This is a genomic window from Longispora urticae, assembly GCF_053902585.1.
Genome location: NZ_JAQZSH010000035.1, coordinates 159,691 through 181,516, shown reverse-complemented (window position 1 = coordinate 181,516; position 21,826 = coordinate 159,691). Strand labels below are relative to the sequence as shown.

At 69.1% G+C, this 21,826-nt stretch carries 16 protein-coding genes; 12 read left to right on the top strand and 4 right to left on the bottom strand.

The genetic code is table 11. The features are described 5' to 3' along the window. Nucleotides 1–7 precede the first annotated feature (7 nt). Nucleotides 8–868: a bifunctional methylenetetrahydrofolate dehydrogenase/methenyltetrahydrofolate cyclohydrolase gene (locus tag PT931_RS23345; RefSeq protein ID WP_456247878.1), complete on the bottom strand. Its 861-nt coding sequence runs from the start codon at nt 866–868 to the stop codon at nt 8–10. A 114-nt stretch (nt 869–982) separates the two neighbouring features. Here PT931_RS23345 and PT931_RS23340 point away from each other — a divergent pair, with 114 nt between their 5' ends. From PT931_RS23340 to PT931_RS23315, 6 genes are all read left to right on the top strand, one after another. Next, complete coding sequence (locus tag PT931_RS23340) at nt 983–2,575, top strand: peptide ABC transporter substrate-binding protein (protein WP_456247877.1); 1,593 nt, start codon at nt 983–985, stop codon at nt 2,573–2,575. 409 nt (nt 2,576–2,984) lie between these two features. After that, on the top strand, nt 2,985–4,586 hold the full coding sequence (locus PT931_RS23335; RefSeq protein WP_456247876.1) for a peptide ABC transporter substrate-binding protein: 1,602 nt from the start codon (nt 2,985–2,987) through the stop codon (nt 4,584–4,586). Nucleotides 4,587–4,683: 97 nt separating this feature from the next. Further along, nucleotides 4,684–5,610 carry an ABC transporter permease gene (locus PT931_RS23330; protein ID WP_363729340.1) on the top strand — a complete coding sequence of 309 codons (927 nt, stop codon included), beginning with the start codon at nt 4,684–4,686 and terminating at the stop codon, nt 5,608–5,610. A gap of 84 nt (nt 5,611–5,694) precedes the next feature. Continuing rightward, complete coding sequence (locus tag PT931_RS23325; RefSeq protein WP_363729339.1) at nt 5,695–6,657, top strand: ABC transporter permease; 963 nt, start codon at nt 5,695–5,697, stop codon at nt 6,655–6,657. Nucleotides 6,658–6,659: 2 nt separating this feature from the next. Then, a complete protein-coding gene (locus PT931_RS23320) occupies nt 6,660–7,643 on the top strand; it encodes an ABC transporter ATP-binding protein (RefSeq protein ID WP_456247875.1) in 984 nt (327 codons plus the stop codon). Further along, nucleotides 7,636–8,637, top strand: coding sequence for an ABC transporter ATP-binding protein (locus PT931_RS23315; protein ID WP_456247874.1), 1,002 nt, complete (start codon nt 7,636–7,638; stop codon nt 8,635–8,637). The genes PT931_RS23320 and PT931_RS23315 overlap by 8 nt, the downstream gene beginning before the upstream one ends. 73 nt (nt 8,638–8,710) lie before the next feature. Here the strand turns inward: PT931_RS23315 and PT931_RS23310 are convergent, their stop codons facing one another. After that, complete coding sequence (locus PT931_RS23310) at nt 8,711–12,652, bottom strand: endo-alpha-N-acetylgalactosaminidase family protein (RefSeq protein ID WP_456247873.1); 3,942 nt, start codon at nt 12,650–12,652, stop codon at nt 8,711–8,713. Nucleotides 12,653–12,802: 150 nt separating this feature from the next. Between PT931_RS23310 and PT931_RS23305 the strand changes: the two genes are divergently transcribed. After that, entirely contained in the window at nt 12,803–13,948 is a 1,146-nt protein-coding gene (locus PT931_RS23305) for a peptidase M23 (protein WP_456247872.1), read from the top strand. A gap of 14 nt (nt 13,949–13,962) precedes the next feature. After that, on the top strand, nt 13,963–14,913 hold the full coding sequence (mdh, locus tag PT931_RS23300; RefSeq protein WP_456247871.1) for a malate dehydrogenase: 951 nt from the start codon (nt 13,963–13,965) through the stop codon (nt 14,911–14,913). Nucleotides 14,914–14,966: 53 nt separating this feature from the next. On the opposite strand, the gene PT931_RS23295 is transcribed toward mdh, so the two are convergent. Then, entirely contained in the window at nt 14,967–15,905 is a 939-nt protein-coding gene (locus tag PT931_RS23295; RefSeq protein ID WP_456247870.1) for a GlxA family transcriptional regulator, read from the bottom strand. A gap of 75 nt (nt 15,906–15,980) precedes the next feature. Here PT931_RS23295 and PT931_RS23290 point away from each other — a divergent pair, with 75 nt between their 5' ends. The 3 genes from PT931_RS23290 to PT931_RS23280 all read left to right on the top strand — a co-directional run bounded on the left by PT931_RS23290 (nt 15,981) and on the right by PT931_RS23280 (nt 19,269). Then, on the top strand, nt 15,981–16,574 hold the full coding sequence (locus PT931_RS23290) for an MBL fold metallo-hydrolase (RefSeq protein WP_456247869.1): 594 nt from the start codon (nt 15,981–15,983) through the stop codon (nt 16,572–16,574). Nucleotides 16,575–16,699: 125 nt separating this feature from the next. Then, on the top strand, nt 16,700–17,914 hold the full coding sequence (locus PT931_RS23285) for an NADP-dependent isocitrate dehydrogenase (RefSeq protein ID WP_363729328.1): 1,215 nt from the start codon (nt 16,700–16,702) through the stop codon (nt 17,912–17,914). A gap of 245 nt (nt 17,915–18,159) precedes the next feature. Then, entirely contained in the window at nt 18,160–19,269 is a 1,110-nt protein-coding gene (locus PT931_RS23280) for a hypothetical protein (protein ID WP_456247868.1), read from the top strand. Between the two features lie 6 nt (nt 19,270–19,275). On the opposite strand, the gene PT931_RS23275 is transcribed toward PT931_RS23280, so the two are convergent. Further along, nucleotides 19,276–21,171 carry a caspase, EACC1-associated type gene (locus tag PT931_RS23275; RefSeq protein ID WP_456247867.1) on the bottom strand — a complete coding sequence of 632 codons (1,896 nt, stop codon included), beginning with the start codon at nt 21,169–21,171 and terminating at the stop codon, nt 19,276–19,278. A 137-nt stretch (nt 21,172–21,308) separates the two neighbouring features. Between PT931_RS23275 and PT931_RS23270 the strand changes: the two genes are divergently transcribed. Then, nucleotides 21,309–21,824: an NADPH-dependent FMN reductase gene (locus tag PT931_RS23270; protein ID WP_456247866.1), complete on the top strand. Its 516-nt coding sequence runs from the start codon at nt 21,309–21,311 to the stop codon at nt 21,822–21,824. Nucleotides 21,825–21,826: the final 2 nt, after the last annotated feature.

Below are 21,826 nucleotides of genomic sequence, written 5' to 3'. Positions count from 1 at the left end.
ACACTGGTCAGCCGCGTTCGGCGCGCTCCACCACGTTCGTGACCAGCAGCGCCCGGGTCATCGGCCCGACCCCGCCGGGCATCGGGGCCACGAACGAGGCCACCTCCGACACCTCGGGTGCCACGTCCCCGGTGTACCGGCCCTTGCCGTCGGCCCCGACGACCCGGGTGATGCCGACGTCCACGACCACGGCCCCGGGCCGGACCATGTCGGCGGTGAGCAGCCCGGGGTTGCCGGCGGCGACGATCACGATGTCGGCCTTCGCGGTGTGCGCGGCCAGGTCCTGGGTGCCGGTGTGGCACAGGGTGACGGTCGCGTTCTCGCTCTTGCGGGTGAGCAGGAGCCCGAGCGGCCGGCCGACGGTGTTGCCCCGGCCGATGACGACGACCTCGGCGCCCTTCAACGGCACGTCGTAGCGGCGGAGCAGCTCGACGATGCCGCGCGGGGTGCAGGGCAGGGGGCCGTCGAACCCGAGTACCAGTCGGCCGAGGTTGACCGGGTGCAGCCCGTCGGCGTCCTTGTCGGGGTCGATGGCCTCGAGGATCCGCTGGGTGTCGATCTGCGCCGGCAGGGGGAGCTGCACGATGTAGCCGTGGCAGGTCGGGTCGGCGTTGAGTTCGGCGACGACGGCCGCGACCTGCTCGTGGGTGGCGTCCGCCGGCAGTTGGCGGGCGATGGACGCGACGCCGACCTCGGCGCAGTCGCGGTGCTTGCCGGCCACGTACGCGTGCGAGCCGGGGTCGTCACCGACCAGGATCGTGCCGAGCCCGGGGACGACGCCCCGTTCGGCGAGCTTCGCCACCCGCTGGCGGAGCTCTTCCTTGATAGCGGTGGCGGTGGCCTTGCCGTCCAGAATTGTCGCGGTCACAGGGCTGATTCTTCCACGCCCCCGCACGTGACGAAAATTGGTGTTCTACCCAGGTAGGTGATGGTTTGCGCCTAACCTGTAGACGCCAATTTCACGATCACGAAGCGAGGCAACATGCGGGTCCGCAGAGTCGCCGCCCTGGTTGTCGTTCCCGTCATCGCCAGCGTGGCCCTCGCGGCCTGTGGCGGCGGGGACTCCGGCAGCAGTGGCGGGACGGTCAGCATCGGGATCGGTGAGCCGAGGTTCATCGTCCCGACGAACACGAACGACACGGCCGGCGGCCAGGTGGTCGACGCGCTGTTCACCCCCCTGGTCAAGTTCGACGCGAGCAACAAGGCCGTCGAGGACGCCGCCGAGAAGATCAGCACCCCCGACAGCAAGGTGTGGACCGTCAAGCTGAAGGAGGGCTGGACGTTCCACAACGGCGACAAGGTCACCGCCGACGACTACATCGCGGCGTGGAACTACGGCGCCTACGCCCCCAACGCGCAGCAGAACAACACGTTCTTCGCCTCGATCGACGGGTACGCGGCCCTCAACCCCGCCGACAAGAACGCCACCCCTCCGACCAAGGAACTGTCCGGCCTGAAGAAGGTCAGCGACACGGAGTTCACGGTCACGCTGACGGAGCCGTACGCGGACTTCCGTTCGGTGCTCGGCTACAGCGCGTTCGTGCCCATGCCGAAGGTGGCCTTCACCAGCATGGACACGTACAAGGAGGCGCCGATCGGCCAGGGGCCCTTCAAGATGAAGGGGACGTGGGTCCACGACCAGAAGATCGAGGTCGAGGCGTTCGACGGGTACAAGGGCACCAAGCCCAAGATCAAGGGCGTCAACTTCAAGGTGTACCAGCAGCCCACGGCGCAGTACTCCGAGCTGCTCGCCAACACGGTCGACGTGATGACCTCCCTGCCGACCTCGGTGCTGTCCAGCGCGAAGGCCGACCTGGGGGACCGGTACAAGACGAGCCCGAGTTCGTCGTTCACCTTCATCGCGCTGCCGCTGTACAACGCGAAGTTCACGAACGTGGACGTCCGTAGGGCGATCTCGATGGCGATCGACCGCGAGGAGATCACCAAGGTCGTCTTCAAGGACTCGCGCACCCCGGCGCACGCCTTCGTGTCCCCGGTGGTGCCCGGCTACCGGGCCGACGCGTGCGGCGAGGGCTGCAAGTTCGAGCCGGTGAAGGCCAAGGAGCTGCTGACCAAGGCGGGCGGCTTCCCGGGCGGGACGCTGACGATCACCTACAACGTCGACGGGGACCACAAGGAGTGGGTCGACGCGGTGTGCAACCAGATCATCAAGAACCTGGGCATCCAGTGCGTCGGCGCGGGTGAGCCGAAGTTCGCGGACCTGCGGACCAAGGCGCAGGCGAAGCAGGACATCGGGGCGTTCCGGCTGGGCTGGGCGATGGACTACCCGTCGATGGAGAACTACCTGACGCCGCTGTACTCCACGACCGGTTCCTCGAACTACTACGGCTACGCGAACAAGGAGTTCGACGACACCGTGGCGGCGGGCAACCGGGAGCCGACGGCGGACGGCGCGATCAAGAAGTACCAGGCGGCGGAGGACATGCTCGCCCGGGACATCCCGGTCGCCCCGCTGTTCTACGGCCAGAACGTCTTCGGCTACTCCACCAAGGTCACCAACGTGGAGGTCAACCCGTTCACCAGGGTCGATCTGCTGAAGATCGAGACCAAGTAGGGCTGTCCATGGGGTCCGGCGGTCGCGCTGACCGCCGGGCCCACGGCCGGTTTCGATGTCATGGCATTCATCACTCTGCGTAGTCGAGAGTGGACCTTAACTCCCCGGTATCCCTTCTTATCCGCTTATCCATGAGTTACCTATGATAGATAATCCTCAATCTTGCGACCTCTGCCACAGCATGGGGTATAGCGTTAAACCACGCAATCCGGTACATACATGCCATGAATGCGCCGGAAATCCATTACCATCTCGACGGAGGTTCTGCAAATAGTTGAGCTGATCATCGTTACGGTCCCGTAATCGTTCTGGTTTGCCGGTGCAGTGGAGTGGACTTTACGTTTGCTTGGCTGTCCATCGGTCCATACGCGGCAACGGTGGCACAGCGTGATGGAAACGAGGAGGATCAATGCAGGTACGCAAGATTGCCGCACTGGTTGCCGTTCCCGTCGCAGCTGCCATCGCGCTGACGGCGTGTGGCAACAGCGGCTCGGAGTCCGGCAAGAGCGGCGGGACGGTCAGCATCGGCATCGCTGAGCCCAAGTTCCTGACGCCCACCAACACGAACGACACCTCGGGCAGCCAGGTCCTGGAGGCGCTGTTCGTCGGTCTGGTGGACATCAACCCCACCACGAACAAGGCCGAGCTGGACGTCGCCGAGAAGATCGAGACCAAGGACAGCAAGACCTGGTCGATCAAGATCAAGGACGGCTACACCTTCCACAACGGCGAGAAGTTGACGTCCGACAGCTTCATCGACGCGTGGAACTACGGCGCGTACGGCCCGAACGGCCAGGAGAGCAACAACTTCTTCGCCAAGATCAAGGGCTACGCCGACCTGAACCCGGCCGACACCAAGGCCATCCCGACCACGAAGACCCTCGCCGGGCTGAAGAAGGTCGACGACCTCAACTTCACCGTCGAGCTCGACGCCCCGTTCGCGGACTGGCTGTCGGTCGTCGGGTACACCGCGTTCTACCCGATGCCGAAGGCCGCCTTCACCGACGTCAAGGCGTACAACGAGGCCCCGATCGGCAACGGCCCCTTCAAGATGAAGGGCACCTGGACCCACGACCAGAAGGTCGAGGTCGAGGCGTACGACGGCTACAAGGGCACCAAGCCCAAGGTCAAGGGCATCGCGTTCAAGATCTACCAGCAGGCGACCGCTCAGTACTCCGAGCTGCTCGCCAACACGAACGACATCATGACCACGATCCCGACCTCCTCGCTGAGCAGCGCGACCGCTGACCTCGGGGACCGGTACAAGACCAGCCCGAGCTCGAGCTTCACGTTCATGGCTCTGCCGGTCTACAACCCGAAGTTCGCCAACGCCGACGTCCGCAAGGCGATCTCGATGGCGATCGACCGCGAGGAGATCGTGAAGACGATCTTCAAGGGTTCGCGCAAGGCCGCCGACTCGTTCGTCTCGCCGGTCGTCCCGGGCTACAAGCCGGGTGCGGGTGGCGACGCGGTCAAGTTCGACCCGACCAAGGCGAAGGCCCTGCTGGACGGCGCGGGCGGCTTCCCGGGCGGCACCGTGACGATCACGTACAACGTCGACGGCGACCACAAGGAATGGGTCGACGCGGTCTGCAACCAGCTCATCAAGAACCTGGGCATCAAGTGCGTCGGCGCCGGCGAGCCGAAGTTCGCCGACCTGCGCACCAAGGCCAAGGCCAAGCAGGACATCGGCGCGTTCCGGATGGGCTGGTCCATGGACTACGCCTCGATGGAGAACTACCTCGACCCGCTGTACGGCACGGGCGGCTCCTCCAACTACTACGGCTACGACAACAAGGCGTTCAACGCCCTGGTGGCCGCTGGTAACCAGGAGGCGACGGCCGACGGTGCGATCCGCAAGTACCAGGAGGCCGAGGCGCTGCTCGCCAAGGACGTCCCGGTCGCGCCGCTGTTCTTCGGTCAGAACGTCTACGGCTACTCGACCAAGGTCAAGGACGTCTTCGTCGACGCCCGCGGCCACGTCGACCTGCTGAAGCTCGACACCAAGTGATCACCGACGCTGCCCGGTCAGCTCGCGCCCGTCGCGCGCTGCCGGGCAGCGTCGTCTGTCGTTGCCCAGGCCGGACCCGGCTCTCGTCGGAGGAACCATGCTCCGTTACATAGTTCGACGCCTGCTCCAGATGGTGCTGGCGTTCTTCTGCACCACCTTCATCGTGTACTCGATGATGTTCGCCACCGGCGACCCGCTGACATCGCTGGCCGGCGAGGGCAAAGAGCTCAACGACGCGGTGAAGGCCAAGCTCACGCGGGACTTCCACCTGGATGAGCCCTTCCTGGTCCGGTACTGGTACTACATCAAGGGTCTGCTGACCTTCGACCTCGGCGACTCGCTGTCCCAGCGCCCGATCGCCGAGATCCTCGGCGAGGCCTGGAGCTACACCATCCAGCTCGCCGCGATCGCCTTCGTGTTCGTCGTCATCCTCGGCGTCGTCGGCGGCGTGATCGCCGGCATGCGGCGCGGCGGCGTGTTCGACAACGTCACGCTGTTCCTGACCCTGGTCGTGATCGGCATCCCGAGCTTCGTGATCGGCCTGATGCTGAGCACGTTCCCGGGCGGCAAGTGGGGCTGGTTCACGCCCGGCTACGACGCCGACAAGGGCATCGCCACCCTGATCGTGCCCGGCTTCGTGCTCGGCGCGCTCGCCCTGGCCACCGCCGTCCGGCTCACCCGGACCTCGGTCGCGGAGAACCTGCGCTCCGACTACGTGCGCACGGCCAAGGCCAAGGGCCTGAAGAAGACCCGGATCATCGGGGTACACGTGTTGCGCAACTCGCTGATCCCCGTCGTGACCTTCCTGGGTGTCGAGATCGGCAACCTGATGGGCGGCGCGATCGTCACCGAGCGGATCTTCAACATCCCGGGCGTCGGCTTCCAGCTCTTCAAGGGCATCAACCTGTCCGACGGCCCCGTCGTGGTCACGATCGTCAGCGTGCTGGTCGTCGTCTACCTGCTGGCCAACCTGCTCGTGGACATCCTGTACGCCGTCCTCGATCCGCGAATCCGTTACTCGTAGAGGGGGCCGGCATGAGTGAGCGAAGCGAACGAATCATTGACTCAGAGTGCCGCGAACGCGGTACCGAGTGTAGCGAGGTGCCGGGTGAGTGATTTCGAAACCATCGCCGCGTCGGAGAACCACGCGGCCGTACCCGGCCCGGCCGGCAGCACCGGCGCGCCGAACCAGCCCGACAACACGAGCAAGGTCCGCAGCCTGGCGGGCGACGCCTGGCGCGACCTGCGGCGCAGTCCGGTCTTCATCATCTCGTCCCTGGTCATCCTGGTCATGGTCGTGATGGCGGCGTTCCCGGGCCTGTTCAGCTCCGCCGACCCGCACTCCTGCGAGCTGTCCCGCTCGATGCAGGGGCCGAGCGGCGACGCGATCTTCGGCTACAACCTGCAGGGCTGCGACGTGTACGCCCGGACGGTGCACGGCGCCAGTACCTCGATGCAGGTCGGTTTCTACTCGGCGCTGCTCGCCGGGCTGATCGCGGTCGTGGTCGGCATGCTCGCCGGCTTCTACGGCGGCCTGCTCGACGCGATCCTCGCCCGGATCATCGACATCGTGCTCGGCATCCCGCTGCTGCTCGCCGCGATCGTGGCCCTGAAGGCCCGGTCCAGCTCCGAGGACGGGTACTGGGGGCAACTGCTCCTCGTCGTCGTCGTACTCAGCATCTTCGGTTGGACGACGGCGGCCCGGATCGTGCGGTCCTCGGTGATCTCGGCGAAGAACCAGGACTACGTGCACGCGGCGCGGATGCTCGGCGCGAGCAACGGCCGGATCATGCTCAAGCACATCCTGCCGAACGCCATGGCCCCCGTGATCGTGGTGATGACCATCGCCCTGGGCGCGTTCATCACCGCCGAGGCCACGCTGTCCTTCCTCGGCGTCGGTCTCAAGGACCCGATCATCTCCTGGGGCAAGGACATCTCCGAGTCCACCCAGCGGGTCCGGGAGAGCGCGATTCCGCTCGTCGCCCCGTCGGTGTTCCTGTCCCTGACCGTGCTGGCGTTCATCATGCTCGGCGACGCCGTGCGTGAGGCCTTCGACCCGAGGCTCCGGTGACCATGAGTAACCATCTTCTCGAAGTCGACGACCTGCACATCGAGTTCCGGACCAGGGACGGGGTCGCGCGGGTCATCAACGGCGTCTCGTACCACCTGGACGCGGGGGAGACCCTCGCCGTGCTCGGTGAGTCGGGCTCCGGCAAGTCGGTGACCGCGCAGGCGATCATGGGCATCCTCGACATGCCGCCCGGGTTCATCACGAAGGGCGAGATCCGGTACAACGGCCGGAACCTGCTCACGAGCCCTGAGGAGGAGCGGCGCAAGCTGCGCGGCAAGGAGATCGCCATGGTCTTCCAGGACGCGCTCTCCGCCCTCAACCCGGTGTTCACGGTCGGGTTCCAGATCTCCGAGGCGCTCCGGAAGAACGACGGGCTCAGCAAGAAGGACGCGTACAAGCGGGCCGTCGAGCTGATGGAACTCGTCAAGATCCCGGCGGCCAAGGAGCGGCTGCACAACTACCCGCACGAGTTCTCCGGCGGCATGCGCCAGCGGGTCATGATCGCGATGTCGCTGGCCCAGGACCCGAAGGTGCTGATCGCCGACGAGCCGACCACGGCCCTCGACGTGACCGTGCAGGCCCAGATCATGGACCTGCTCGCGGAGCTGCGCCGTGACCTGAACATGGGCCTGATCCTGATCACCCACGACCTGGGTGTCGTCGCGGACGTGGCCGACCGGATCGCCGTCATGTACGCGGGCCGGATCGTCGAGCACGCCGACGTGCACGACATCTACGCGAAGCCGGCGCACCCGTACACCCGGGGGCTGTTGGAGTCGATTCCCCGGCTGGACTCCAAGGGCCAGGAACTGGCCACCATCAAGGGCCTGCCGCCGAACCTGATGCGCCCGCCGACGGGCTGCGCCTTCCACCCGCGCTGCCCGATGGTCCAGCAGGTCTGCCGGGACGTCGTCCCGCCGCTGCTGGTCCTGGACAACGGCCGGACGAGCGCCTGCCACTTCGCCGAGGAGGTCCTTCATGGCTGAGCCGATCCTCCAGGTCGACAACCTGGTGAAGCACTTCCCGATCAAGCAGGGCATCCTGTTCCAGACCCAGGTCGGGGCGGTCAAGGCCGTCGACGGGGTGTCGTTCGAGCTGAACAAGGGCGAGACGCTCGGCATCGTCGGCGAGTCCGGCTGCGGCAAGTCGACCCTCGCCAAGCTGATCATGCAGCTGGAGCACCCGACCGCGGGCACCGTCACCTTCAAGGGCGAGAAGATCTTCGGCCTGAAGGGTGAACGGCTGCGCAAGGTGCGGCGGAACATCCAGATGGTGATGCAGGACCCGTACACCTCGCTGAACCCGCGGATGACCGTCGGCGACATCATCGGGGAGCCGTACGAGATCCACCCCGAGGTGGCGCCGAAGGGCGACCGGGAGCGCCGGGTCAAGGAGCTGCTGGAACTGGTCGGGCTCAGCCCGGAGCACATCAACCGGTACCCGCACCAGTTCTCCGGCGGCCAGCGCCAGCGGATCGGGATCGCCCGGGCCCTGGCCCTGCGGCCCGAGGTGATCGTGTGCGACGAGCCGGTGTCGGCCCTGGACGTGTCCATCCAGGCCCAGGTGATCAACCTGCTCGGCAAGTTGCAGCGCGAGATGGGGCTGTCCTACATCTTCATCGCGCACGACCTGTCCGTGGTCCGGCACATCTCCGACCGGGTCGGGGTCATGTACCTCGGCAAGATGGTCGAGATCGGCACCGAGGACGAGATCTACGAGCGCCCGACGCACCCGTACACCCAGGCGCTGCTGTCGGCGGTGCCGGTGGCGGACCCGGCGGCGCGGCGCAACCGGGACATCATCCGGCTGGAGGGTGACGTGCCGTCGCCGGCCAACCCGCCGTCGGGGTGCCGGTTCCGGACCCGGTGCTGGAAGGCGCAGGACATCTGCGCTTCGGAGGAGCCGCTGCTCATCGGCCGTGCGCCGGATCCGCATCCGAGTGCGTGTCACTTCGCGGAGTTGAAGCACGTGGTGGCGTAGCGACCGCCGACTTCGACCGCATACGAGAACGGGCCCACCCCCGCCAGGGTGGGCCCGTTCTTCTTCCTACCGGCTAGGCCGGCACTCCTGTGACGTTCAGTTCCGCCACTGACGTCCAGGCAGCTCCGTTCACCTCACTGGTGGCCCGCAGCCTCACGTACCGGCCGGTCTTGGCCGTGAAGCACGCGGACTGCTCGGTGGCCACGTTCGTCCAGGTGCCGGTGGCGACCGCGGACCCCCAGGTCACGCCGTCGGTGGACACGTACACCTCGTAGCCCGCGATTCTGCCGTTGACGTTGGTCTGCCGGGGCAGCTGGTGCAGGCAGGTCACGGCGTAGTTGGCGCCCAGGTTGAGCACGATCTCGTGCGGCGGGGTCGGGGCGCCGCCCGACCACTGGGTGTGCCAGATCGTCGCGGAGTTCCCGTCGAGCACGTTGGTCGCCGCGCCGTTCTCGCCCGAGGTCTCCTGGCTGTCGTAGGAGTGCACGGACATGCTGGCCTGGTTGATCCGGGCCGGCGCGGTGGTCGCGACGCCGATGTTGAGTTCGGCGACGGCGGTCCAGGCGTTGCCGCCGACCTCGGACAGGGCCCGGAGTCTGACGTAGCGGCCGGTCTTGGCCGGGAAGTTCGCCGTCTGCTCGGTGGTGTTGTTGGCGAACGTGCCGGTCTTCACCGCCGTGCCCCAGGTGGTGCCGTCGGTGGAGACGTACACCTCGTAGTTGGCGATCCGGCCGTTGGCCTGGGACTGCCTCGGGAGGTAGTACAGGTCCGTGACGGACTTGGCGCTGCCGAGGTCGAGGACGATCTCGTGCGGCATCGGCGCGGCGGTGCCGGACCACTTGGTGTGCCAGATGGTGCCGGAGTTGCCGTCGAGCACGTTGGAGCAGGGGGCCTGCTCGTTGGTGGTCTCCGCGCTGTCGCACGAGGTGACGGTCATGGTCGACTGGTCGACCCGGTTGGAGCCGCCGCCCGTGCCGGGGCCGATGTCGTCCACCACCACGTCGTCGAGGATGAAGTCGTGGTCGGGGTCCTGGTTGCCGCTCACCTTGGTCACGCCGATCCACGTCTCGCCGGTGGCCGACGCGTCGAAGGTCTTGGTGAAGGCGGTGGCGGTGCGGGCCTGGGCGAAGTTGTCCGTCGTCAGGGTGGTGGCCCCGTCGCCGACCACGAAGGCGTGGTCGCCCGCGAAGCCGTTCTCGAACTTCAGGCTCACGGTGTACCTGCGCCCCGGTGTGAACCGCAGCGTCTGCGGCAGGGTGCGGTACAGCAGCCCGGAGGACTCCACGTGCGTCTTCAGCGAGTTGTTGCCGCCGAGCACGTCGTCCACGAGCTTCCCGTTCCACCCGGCCTGGGTGTACGGCGCGTGCTTCTGGGCGACGTGGGTCTGCGGGTCCTTGTCGTGCCCGGGTCCGCCGACGAACGGGCCCCACCCGCCGTTGGTGTTCTCGAAGTCCTCGACGAAGTGGTGCGTGCCCTGCGCGGTGCGGGCGGTCCTGAAGATCCGCACGTCGTCGAAGGTCACGGCAGAGGTGCCGGCCGCCGCGGACAGGGTCAGGGTCGGGGTGCCGCCGGCGGCCACGTCGAAGAGGACCTGCATCTTCTGCGCCGTGGTGCCGTACTTGTCATCCGCTCCGATGTTGTTGGTGAACGTCGAGGAGGTGGTGTAGTTGGACACCCCGCCGACGTCGAGGGTGGCCTTCCGCCCGCCCGAGGTCTTCACGTTGACGCTGGCCGCGTAGGTGCCGGCCGCGAGCCCGGTGAGGGTCTGCGCGACGCTGGAGACTCCGGAGCCGAACACGAGCTCGTTCTGGCCCTTGGTGCTGCGCACCACGGAGGCGGCCCCGGTGGTCGTCCACGCGGACAGGTTGCCGGAGTAGAACCGCGGGTCCTTGAGCGCCTGGGCCTCGCCCCACTTCACGTCACCCTGCACGGGCGCGCTGGTCGGGTACACCACGTAGGCGGTCCTGGCGGTGGCGGTGATGCTGACCTGCCCGGACGTGACGGTGAGGTCCTGGACGAACTGCCGCCCGGTGTCGGTGAGCTTGTACAGCTTGACGGTCGAGTTGCCCGCCCACGAGGTCGGCAGCGACCAGGTGCTGGAGCCGCCCGCGTCGTTCCAGTGGTACAGCTTCGACTCGGTGCTCTGGTCCCACGGCAGCAGGTAGTTCTTGCCGACGAGAACCGGGTGCCCGTCCTTGCTGATCGTGCGCGTGCTCCCCGACAGCGTGACGTTGACCCCGGAGGTCAGGTCGATCCGGTTCGCGGCCCACTTCTGGACCTGGAACCCCTGGAGGTACTTCGTCGGCAGGTTCGTCCCGAAGGTGGTGTTCATGAACGCCGTGAAGTCGTTCTTGCCCTGCCAGCCCTCGTACGCCTCGTTCTCCGCGCCGCCCAGCATCGGGTCGCGGGCCAGCCAGTCGTCGCGCTGGTGGTTGCGGATGAACCGCGCGACCTGGGAGTTGACGCCCTTGAGGTCACCGCCGCCGTAGTTGACGTCGTTGGCCCAGTGGTTCCACAGCGAGTTCTCCTCGAACTTGTCCGGGAACTCGGTGGCCACCTGCCAGCCGAGGTCGTTGATCTCCCGGGCGAGCTTGCGGGACTCCCAGCCGTCGCGGTACCAGACGTCGACGTACATGAACTTCAGGTCCGGGGCGGCCGTCTTGAGCTCCTGGAGCCGGGCGGCCCGGTTGCCGGTGTTGGCGTCGTTGCGGTGGTTGATCACGTAGGACTGGTCGAGCCAGTTCCAGCCGCCGGACTTGGTGCCCGAGTCGGAGGTGACCATGGCGTCGGTGAAGGACTGCGCGACCGGGTACGCCTCCTGGGCGTTGATGTGCACCCCGAAGTCCGCGTTGTACGCCGAACCCAGCGTGGTCAGCGTGTTCAGGTCGGCCGCGCCGCCCTGCCGCGCGCCGATCAGCCCGTAGTCGGGGTGCGCGGAGTCGTGCCCCTCGGACGCGTACCCCTTGAGCAGCACGAACTGGCCCAGCCCGTCGGTGGCCAGCGCCACCCGCTTGGTCTCGTCCAGGGTCTGCAGGAACGGGTGGGTGGCCTGGGAGGCGAAGTTCATCGGGATGCGCTGGACGACCCGGTCGGGGGTGTCCTGCCAGCCCTGCGGGTTGGTCATGATGTCGCGGTACGCGATCGCGCCGTCCTGCCAGTCCACGGTCGAGTCGGCGTTGCGGTCCCGGGCGATGACGACCTTCGCGAACGGCAGCGGCTCGGTGGCGGGCGCGCCCTTCGGCCGGTACAGCCAGTCGCCGCTCCACAGGCCGGCGCGGCGGTAGGTTCCCTTGTCCACGACCTGCTTGTAGACCCGGGCGTTCTCGTTGGAGGTGGCCCCGGACGGCTCGTCGTAGTAGGAGTTCGTGGCGATCGAGGCGGCGAGCTGGCCGGTGTTGACGATCGCGTACATCTGGCCCTGCGGGGTGGAGTCCGCCGCCGTGGAGCTGGTCAGCGCGGTGAACGTGTCACCGGACTTCGTCGTGGCCTTGTTGCAGTTGGCGGGGGCGGTGTTCGCCGTGATCCACGCCGGGGTCGCGGTGCACATCCGGGTGGCGGTGACGGCCGCGCCGGCCTGGTCGCTGCGGACCGACACCAGGTTGTGGTTCGGGATCGCCAGCGTCTTGATCGTGGCGCTCGGGTCGGTGATCCCGGTCACCCGGAACTCGACCGTGGAGCCGGTCACCGAGATCCGCGCCGCGACCACCACGCCCGCGCCGAGGTCCATGGAGTAGTCGACCCGGTCGGCGGCGACGGTGCCGGTCACGGTCGGGGTCTTCGCGGTGCCGTTGACCGTGATCTGGGTGAGCGTGTCCTCGTTGCCGTTGAGGAGGAAGCCGCTCGCCTTGTCCGTGTAGTCGATCACCCGAGGGAAGGCGTTGTCGACCCGGACGGACAGAGTGGGGGACTGGATCGTCACGGGCGTGCCGGCCTGGGCGGGGGCAGCGAGTAACGGAATCGAGAGCGTCGCGCCGGTGAGGGCGGCGGCGAGAACCAGAGGGGGATGGCCACGCATGGAGACTCCTGTGTCCGAGCCTGATGAACTTAGTCGATTTCTAGCGTGTTCTAGCTCACAAGTCAACAAGTTCAAGCAACTTCAATCACCGAACGCGACACGCCGATCCAATTCCCCCACCAACACGCCGTATTTGTCCATGATCTGACGATGCGGAAGATTGCGCTTTTTGCAGTATTAACGCTACTGGTCATGCCGGCTGCCCCGGCCCGGGCCGCCGACCCACTCGAAGACACCGTCGCGGCCGCTCTGCGCGCGAAACTCACCCTGGAGAGCGACCGGGAGATCCGGGTCTCGGTCCTGCGCGGCACCGCCGGCACCGGCGCGCTCGGGTCGGCCGTCCTGCCCGGCGGCACCGGGTACCCGGAAGGCTGGCTCTTCCTGCTCCGGGACGGGAGGACCGTCTTCGAGGGCGACCCCGGATTCGCCGACCTCGCCCGGGACATGACCATCCTCAGCGCCGTCGAGCGCCGGGTGTTCGGGCAGGCCAGGCCCACCCCGACCGGCGTAGCGCCGCCGGCGCGGTTCCCGGCGAAGTCCGGCTCCGACTACCGCACCGCGCTCCGGCTGCCCTACGCGGTCGGCCAGAGCTGGTCGTACACCGGCGGGCCGCACCCCATGTCGGGGAGTGCCCGCAGCTCGATCGACCTCGCGGGCGGCGACGGCCGGGTGCTGGCCGCGGGCGGCGGGCTCGCCTACCGGATGTGCGACTCCCAGCGCGGCTGGCTGCGGGTCGTGCACGACCGGGGCCTGGCCACCGACTACTACCACCTCGCCGGCGACCTCCCGGCCAACGGGTCCCAGCTGGCCGAGGGCGACTACCTGGGCGACATCGGCATGGACGTCTCCTGCGGCGGCTCCTCGTCCGGGGCGCACGTGCACTTCTCCCTGCGCCGGGACGGTGCCTACACGCCCATCGACCACTACGTGTTCGGCAAGTGGGTGATCAGGGCACAGGGCTCCGACTACGACGGGTACGCCATGCACGGCTCCACCAGGGCGAACGTCGGCAACCGGCTGAACAACTTCGGCGCGCTCGCCCTCAACCAGGGCCTCGTCGACACCGACGGCGGCACGGCGCTCAACCGCCGGGCCGGCCCGGGCACCACCCAGCCGGTCGTGGGCACCGTGGCCGACGGGGAGACCGTCACGATCGCCTGCTCGGCCACCGGCACCGAACACGCCGGCCGCGGCGGGTACCGCAGCACGCTGTGGGACAAACTCACGGACGGCACCTGGGTGAGTGACGTGTACGTCTGGACGGGCACGGGAGAACCGGTCGCCGGGACCTGCTGATAACGTCCGATGCTATGGGAAAAAAGGTCACCGTCGTCGGCGCCGGTTTCTACGGATCCACGACCGCGCAGCGGCTCGCTGAGTACAACATCTTCGACACCGTCGTCCTCACGGACATCGTCGAGGGCAAGCCCGAGGGTCTCGCCCTCGACCTCAACCAGTCCCGGTCGATCGAGGGCTTCGAGACCAAGGTCGTCGGCCAGACCACCGGCCTCGACGGCTCGGGCTACGAGGCCATCGCGGGCTCCGACGTCGTCGTGATCACCGCCGGCCTGCCCCGCAAGCCGGGCATGAGCCGGATGGACCTGATCGAGGTCAACGCCAAGATCGTCCGGAGCGTGGCGGAGAACGTCGCCAAGCACGCCCCCGAGGCCGTCATCATCGTCGTCTCCAACCCGCTCGACGAGATGACCGCGCTGACGCAGCTCGCCAGCCAGTTCCCGAAGAACCGGGTCCTCGGCCAGGCCGGCATGCTCGACACCGCCCGGTTCACCCACTTCGTCGCCGAGACCCTCGCGGTCCCGGTCGCGTCCGTGAAGACCCTCACCCTGGGCTCGCACGGCGACACGATGGTGCCGGTGCCGTCGCGCTGCACCGTCAACGGCAAGCCGCTCGCCGACCTGCTCCCGGCCGAGAAGATCGAGGAGCTCGTCGTGCGCACCCGCAACGGCGGCGCCGAGGTCGTGGCCCTGCTCAAGACCGGCTCGGCGTACTACGCGCCGTCCGCCGCCGCCGCCCGGATGGCCAAGGCCGTCGCGGAGGACTCCGGCGAGGTCATGCCGGTCTGCGCGTGGGTCGACGGCGAGTACGGCATCGAGGGCGTCTACCTGGGCGTCGAGGCCGAGCTGGGCGCGAACGGGGTCCGCAAGGTCGTCGAGACCGTGCTGACGGACACCGAGCTCGCCGGGCTCAAGGAGGCCGCCGAGGCGGTCCGCGCCAAGCAGGCGGACGTCGCCGCCCTGTAGTTCCAGTCTGAGAGGGCCCGTAGCCGGTGGCTGCGGGCCCTCGCCATGCCCGGCTAGTCGCGGGTGCCGAACGTGCGCCGGTACTCGCTCGGGGGCACGCCCCGGCGGCGCACGAACTGCTCCCGGAGCACGGCAGCGCTCGCGTACCCCACCTGGCGGGCCACCTCGTCCAACGGCAGGTCCGTGGTCTCCAGCAGCTCCTCGGCCCGCCGCAGCCGCTGACCGATCAGCCACGCCCCGGGCGACACCCCGGTCGCGGCCCGGAACCTCCGGATGAACGTCCGCCGGCTGAGCAGCGCGCGGCGCGCCAACTCGTCCACGGCGAGCGGCCGGTGCAGCTGCCCGCACGCCCAGTCCAGCACCTCGGCCAGCCGGTCGCCCCCGGACACCGGCATGGGTGCCGTCGCGTACTGCGCCTGCCCGCCCTCCCGGTGCGGCGGCACGACGAGCTCCCGGGCGATCGCCGTCGCCACCGCCGCGCCGTGCTCCCGCCGGATCAGGTGCAGGCACATGTCCAGCCCGGCGGCGGCCCCGGCCCCGGTCAGCACCCGGCCCTCGTCCACGTACAACTCGTCGGCCCGCACCTCGACCTCCGGGAAGCGGCTGGCGAGGCGGTCCGCGAACCGCCAGTGCGTGGTGGCCCGGCGGCCGTCCAGCAGCCCGGCGGTGGCCAGCAGGAACGCCCCCACGCAGTGCCCGGCGACCAGCGCGCCCCGGTCGGCGGCGGCCCGGAAGGCGGCGACGGAGGCGGCCGACCACGCGTCGTAGCCCACGCCGGGCAGGGCCAGCACCAGGTCGGCGGTGGCCAGCCGGTCCAGCCCGTGCTCGACGAGCAGTGTCAGGCCCGGGTCGACGGCGACCGGGCCGGGCACGTCGGTGCACAGCTCGAACACGAAGTCGGGGACGCCCGCCCGGGGCTGGAACACCTCCGCGACCAGGGAGATGCCGAAGGAGATGGTGCCGGCGGGAGCGTACGCGGCCACGGTGCGCATGCCTGGCATGATAACCGCGATGAATGGCAATCGTGCCACTGGCTGGGCGTACCCGGAGAAGGAAAGATCTTGGGTATGACCGACGCACCGCGCGGCACCACCGCGTTCTTCCAGATCCTGACCACCGGCTACACCCTGTCGACCGGCCCCGGAGTGGCCGCCACCGTGTCCTACGTGGCGGACGGCGACCGTCGGATCATCATCGACCCGGGCATGGTCGCCCACCAGTCCCGGATCCTCGACCCCCTGGCGGCCCTCGGCGTCGCGCCGGGCGACATCACCGACGTCGTCCTGAGCCACCACCACCCCGACAACACCATCAACGCCGGCCTGTTCGGCAATGCCCGGATGCACGACCACCACGCCATCTACCAGGGCGACCAGTGGGAGGACCGCCCCGCCGAGGGCTACGAGCTGACCCCGTCCGTCAAGCTGATCGCCACCCCCGGGCACAGCCCCGAGGACATCACGGTGCTGGTCGGGACGCCCGACGGGGTGGTCGCGTTCGTCGGCGACCTGTGGTGGCGGCCGAACGGGCCCGCCGACGACCCGGTCGCGCCGGACCGGGACCTGCTCCGGGAGAACCGGGAGCGGGTACTGAAGGTCGCCGGGCGGCTGGTCCCGGGACACGGTCCGCTGTTCGTACCGGACGAGACGACGGTGATCTAGGCGGCGCCGTGGCCGGGTTGGGCGGAGGGTGACCGGAGTGCCGTCGGTCACCCCGCCTGCCGGAGCCCGGGGCTGGGCAGTACGCTCGTACTGTTAAGCCTCATTCATCGAAGGAGTGCGCCGACGTGGCGAAGATCAAGGTAACGAACCCGGTCGTCGAGCTCGACGGCGACGAGATGACCCGCATCATCTGGAAGCAGATCAAGGAAACCCTGATCCTGCCGTACCTCGACGTGGACCTCGAGTACTACGACCTGGGCATCGAGCACCGCGACGCCACCGACGACCAGGTCACGGTCGACGCCGCCAACGCGATCCTCCGGCACGGCGTCGGCGTCAAGTGCGCCACCATCACCCCCGACGAGGCCCGCGTCGAGGAGTTCGGCCTGAAGAAGATGTGGCGCTCCCCGAACGGGACGATCCGCAACATCCTCGGCGGCGTCGTCTTCCGCGAGCCCATCATCATGAGCAACGTGCCGCGCCTCGTCCCCGGCTGGACCAAGCCGATCGTCATCGGCCGGCACGCGCACGGCGACCAGTACAAGGCCACCGACTTCGTGGTCCCCGGCCCGGGCACGCTCACCCTGACCTACACGCCGGCCGACGGTTCCGCCCCGGTCGAGCACGTCGTCACCGAGTTCCCCGCCGGCGGCATCGCCATGGGCATGTACAACTACGACGAGTCGATCCGCGACTTCGCCCGCGCCTCGTTCCGCTACGGCCTGGACCGCAACTTCCCGGTCTACCTCTCCACCAAGAACACGATCCTGAAGGCCTACGACGGCCGCTTCAAGGACCTGTTCCAGGAGATCTTCGACGCCGAGTTCAAGGCCGACTTCGACGCCGCCGGCATCACCTACGAGCACCGCCTCATCGACGACATGGTCGCCGCCGCCCTCAAGTGGGAGGGTGGCTACGTCTGGGCCTGCAAGAACTACGACGGCGACGTCCAGTCCGACACCGTCGCCCAGGGCTTCGGCTCCCTCGGCCTGATGACCTCCGTCCTGCTCTCGCCCGACGGCAAGACCGTCGAGGCCGAGGCCGCCCACGGCACCGTCACCCGGCACTACCGCGCCTACCAGCGCGGCGAGAAGACCTCGACCAACCCGATCGCCTCGATCTACGCCTGGACCCAGGGCCTGGCGCACCGCGGCAAGCTCGACGGCACCCCGGCCGTGACCGAGTTCGCGAAGACGCTCGAGGAGGTCTGCGTCGAGACCGTCGAGGGCGGCCAGATGACGAAGGACCTGGCGCTGCTCATCTCGAAGGACGCGCCGTGGCTGACCACGGACGAGTTCCTGGAGGCGCTCGCCACCAACCTGGCGAAGAAGCTCGCCTAACCCTCCCGCACGTCAAGGGCCGGCCCGCACACCAGCGGGCCGGCCCCATGACGTTCCGCCGGGCCTCGCGGGACGGGGTCGCGATGTCGATCAGCGCACCGCGTCCGAGGTGGCCTGTAAGGACTTCCCGGCGGCGGAGGCCTCCGGGCGCAACAGCCACTTCACGCTCTGCCTCGAACCGCTCGACAAGTAGCCCGGCCCCTCGCCGGGTGCGCCGTGCTCGGTGGTCCTGGTAGGACTGTGGCATGAGAACTGTGCGGCCGGTCGAGCCCGGCGAGTTGCGGATGCCCGGCATCCGGGCGGCGGTCGGTCTGGGGCTCGCGATCGGCGTACTCCTCGTCGGGGTTCTCGCTCTTGCCTCCTGGGCGGTCGCGGGCTACCCGACGCTGCGCCGGGACCCCGAGGTCACCGCCGGGACGATCTTCGAGCTGCTGAAACTCGTGTTCGGGGTGGTGGCGGGCGTGGGCGGGGTCGTGGCGCTCGTGATGGCGTACCGGAAGCAGCGGGTCGCCGAGGCCGCCGACCAGCGGGACGCGCTCGCCTCGGGCCGCGACGGGATCCGGCTGTTCAACGAGAGGTTCGCGGGCGCGTCGGAGCAGCTGGGCTCGGACAAGGCCGCCGTCCGCCTCTCCGGCGTGTACGCGATGGCCGGCCTCGCCGACGACTGGCCCACCGGCCGGCAGACCTGCATCGACGTCCTGTGCGCCTACGTCCGGATGCCCTATGCCACGGCCCTCGACGACGACCACCCGGACGGGGCGGCGGACCGGGTGGCGTGGGTGAAGCAGCAGCACTGGGCGCGCGGCGAACGGCAGGTCCGGCAGACCGTGATCCGGGTGATCGGCGCGCACCTCCGCGAGGGCGCGCCGGTGTCCTGGGACGGCCACGACTTCGACTTCACCGAGGCCGTGTTCGACGGCGGAGAGCTGCACCACCTGACCCTGACCGGCGGGCGGCTGACCATGAGGGGCGCCCGGTTCGTGGCCGGCCGGACGTCGTTCGTGGGGACCAGCTTCCTCGGGGCGACCGTGGACTTCACCGGGGCCGTGTTCAGCGGAGGAAAGGTGGTGCTGGACGAGGCCGTGTTCGGGTTGGGGCGGGTGGCGTTCATGACGGCGGAGTTCGGTGGGGGCACGGTCAGCTTCGCCCGCGCGGTGTTCGGTGGGGCGGACGTCAATTTCAACGCGGCGAAGTTCGGCGGCGGGTGCGCGGTGGGGTTCCACGGTGCGGAGTTCCGGTCCGGGGTCGTGCACTTCGAGCGGGCGACGTTCACGACCCCCCTGGACCTGCGGGTGGCCACGGTCACGGGCACGGAGTTCCGTGGCCTGCCGGCCGGCCCCGAGATCGAGGACTGACAACCATCAGCGGGGTACGCCGCCCGCGCGCCGTCCCGTGCCGGCCGGCTGGAGGCTCGTCAGGACTCCCAGGAGGAGCAACTCGGGCACGCCGTAGAGCCGGTGTTCCGCGATGCCCTCGGCCCACCACGCCACGACCAGGCCACAGAGTGCCGCCGCCGCGCGGGGGCTCAGCACGCCGCAGATCCGCCCCTGGATGGCGGCCATGGGGACCCCGATCGTGGCCAGGGAGTATGTGATCAGCAGCAGCCCGGTGAGTCCCCGCGTCGGCACGCTGGTGAACGAGCCCAGGGCGAGCACGAAGCCGCTGGCGGCGCACCCGGCCGCGCCGGCGAGATAGCGGAACCGTTGCCAGGAGGTGCTCCCGGCCAGGGCGGGGGCCCACCCGGCCAACGCCCTGGCCAGGGAGATCAGGACCAGACCCCAGGCGAGTACGAAGAACTTGTGCGCGTTGTCCGAGGTGGAGCCGTCGGTGATCGCGGCGACGGTCGCGGCGATGAACGCGATGAGCTGCAACACGAGGGCCAGGTTCAGCCAGGGGGAGGCGGTGACCGGCCGGGGTGACGGGTCGGGGATCGGCTGGTCCGCCGCAGTGTGCTGTTTCTGCTGCTCCAGGGCCTCGAAGCTTCTTCGGAGGGCTTCCCTGGTCGCCCGGACCGAGATGCTCTCCCCGGCGGGGGCCGCTGCCGTGTCGGGCTCCGCGGAGGCGGGCGCTGCCGGTACCCGGCTGATGGGTTTCGGTTGTTTCGTCTTCTCCGGCGGACCTGGTGCCGGCTGGACGGTTTCCGCGATCGGTTGGATGGCCTCCGGGATCGGCTGGACGGCCTCCGGCGCGGGCTGAAGGTCCTCGGGCTCGGCCCACTCCGTCTCAGGCTCCGGCCCCGTCGTGGTTTCCGGCTCGGGCTCGGTCCCCGCCTCCGTTTCCGGCTCGGGGCGGTCCGTGTCGACGGCGGGGGTCAGTGACAGCGCCCGCAGTCGGGCTTCCGCCGCCGCCGACACCGCCCGGCTGTCGTCCCCGACGAGCGAGCCGATCGCGTCCGCCACCCGCTCGCGCACCATCCCGTTGCCGATCCGGTGCAGGTGAGCCAGGGCGTCGAGGGCGCCGAGCCGGTCGGTGGCGATCGGGCTGGCCAGGGCGTTGTGCACGTACACCGGCAGCGTCCAGTGCACGTTGCGGGCGATCACGATCCGGCCCTCGACGTCGTCCTGCTTCTTGGGGCGCTGCTGCGGCAGTTCCTCGGTCACCCGGTCGTACACGTAGCTGTAGAGCTCGTCGAGGGTGATGTCCCCGTCCCGGTCGAGGTCGGCGGTGCCGTCGCGCAGGCCCGCCACCAGGTGCCGGGTGAACACGGACTGGACGGCGGACCCGGTGAGCTGGTCGCCCTCGAAGGAGTACTGGGTGGCGTCGGAGGCGGTCAGGACGGTGCGTCCCCGGCCCCCGAACCGTTCCAGCGCGTGCACCTGGGGGTCGCTCTTGGCGAGCCGCCCCGCCGGGAACGCCCCGCTGTAGCAGCAGTCGAGGATCAGGACCAGGCGCCGGGACACGCAGCCCTCCATCGCCTGGTCGAGCTGCTGCGCGGACAGCGCCGTGAACAGCAGGCTGTCGCGGCGGGTGTCGGTCATCGCGAGGTACAGCCGGCCGGCGTCGTCCTTCAGGCCGTGTCCGCTGAAGTACAACAGCGCCAGGTCGTCGTGCCGCCGGTCGCGGTAGAAGTCCCCGATGGTGGCGCCGACCCGGTGGTGCGGCTCGTTGACGAGCGTGGTCACCTCGAAGCCGGCGATCTCCGGGTCGCCGAGGACGGCGGCGAGGGCCTCCGCGTCGTTCGCCGGGGCTGCGAGTTGGCGCAGGTCGGGGTCGCGGTAGTGGTGGTTGGCGATGACCAGCGCCACGCGGCGGCCCATCGGGCGTCCTCCTCAGCACGGTCGGGACGGTCACGGGCGTCCGTCGGGCACGGTGCAGACATCGTCCTCCGGGGCCACCACCCATGGGGGTGCTGTGTCACGGGGCCGACAGTCGGCGCGGCGCTACCCTTCGACGCGTGACGATCCTGTTGATCAGTGGCAGCCTGCGCGCCGGTTCCACCAACGCCGCCGTGCTCGCCACCGCGCGCGACCTCGACCCGTACACGGTGGTCTACCCCGCGCTCGGGGCGCTGCCGCACTTCAACCCGGACGACGACCGCCACCCGCTGCCCCGGCCAGTGTACGAGCTCCGGACCGCGATCAACGTGTCGGAGGCCGTGCTGTTCTGCACCCCGGAGTACGCCGGCGCCCTGCCCGGTGCGTTCAAGAACCTGCTGGACTGGACCGTCGGCGGCATCGAGATCAACGACAAGCCGTGCGGCTGGATCAACGCCGCGCACCGGGGCGCGGCCGGCGCGCACGCGGAGTTGCGGACCGTGCTCGGCTACACGGGGGCGGACATCGTGGCGGCCGCGTGCGCGCACGTGCCGGTGACCCAGGCCGACGTCGACCCGGACGGGGTGATCCGGGTGGCCCCGGTCCGGGACAAGGTGGCGCGGGTGCTGCGGGCGATGCGGCAGTACCTGAGCTGAGG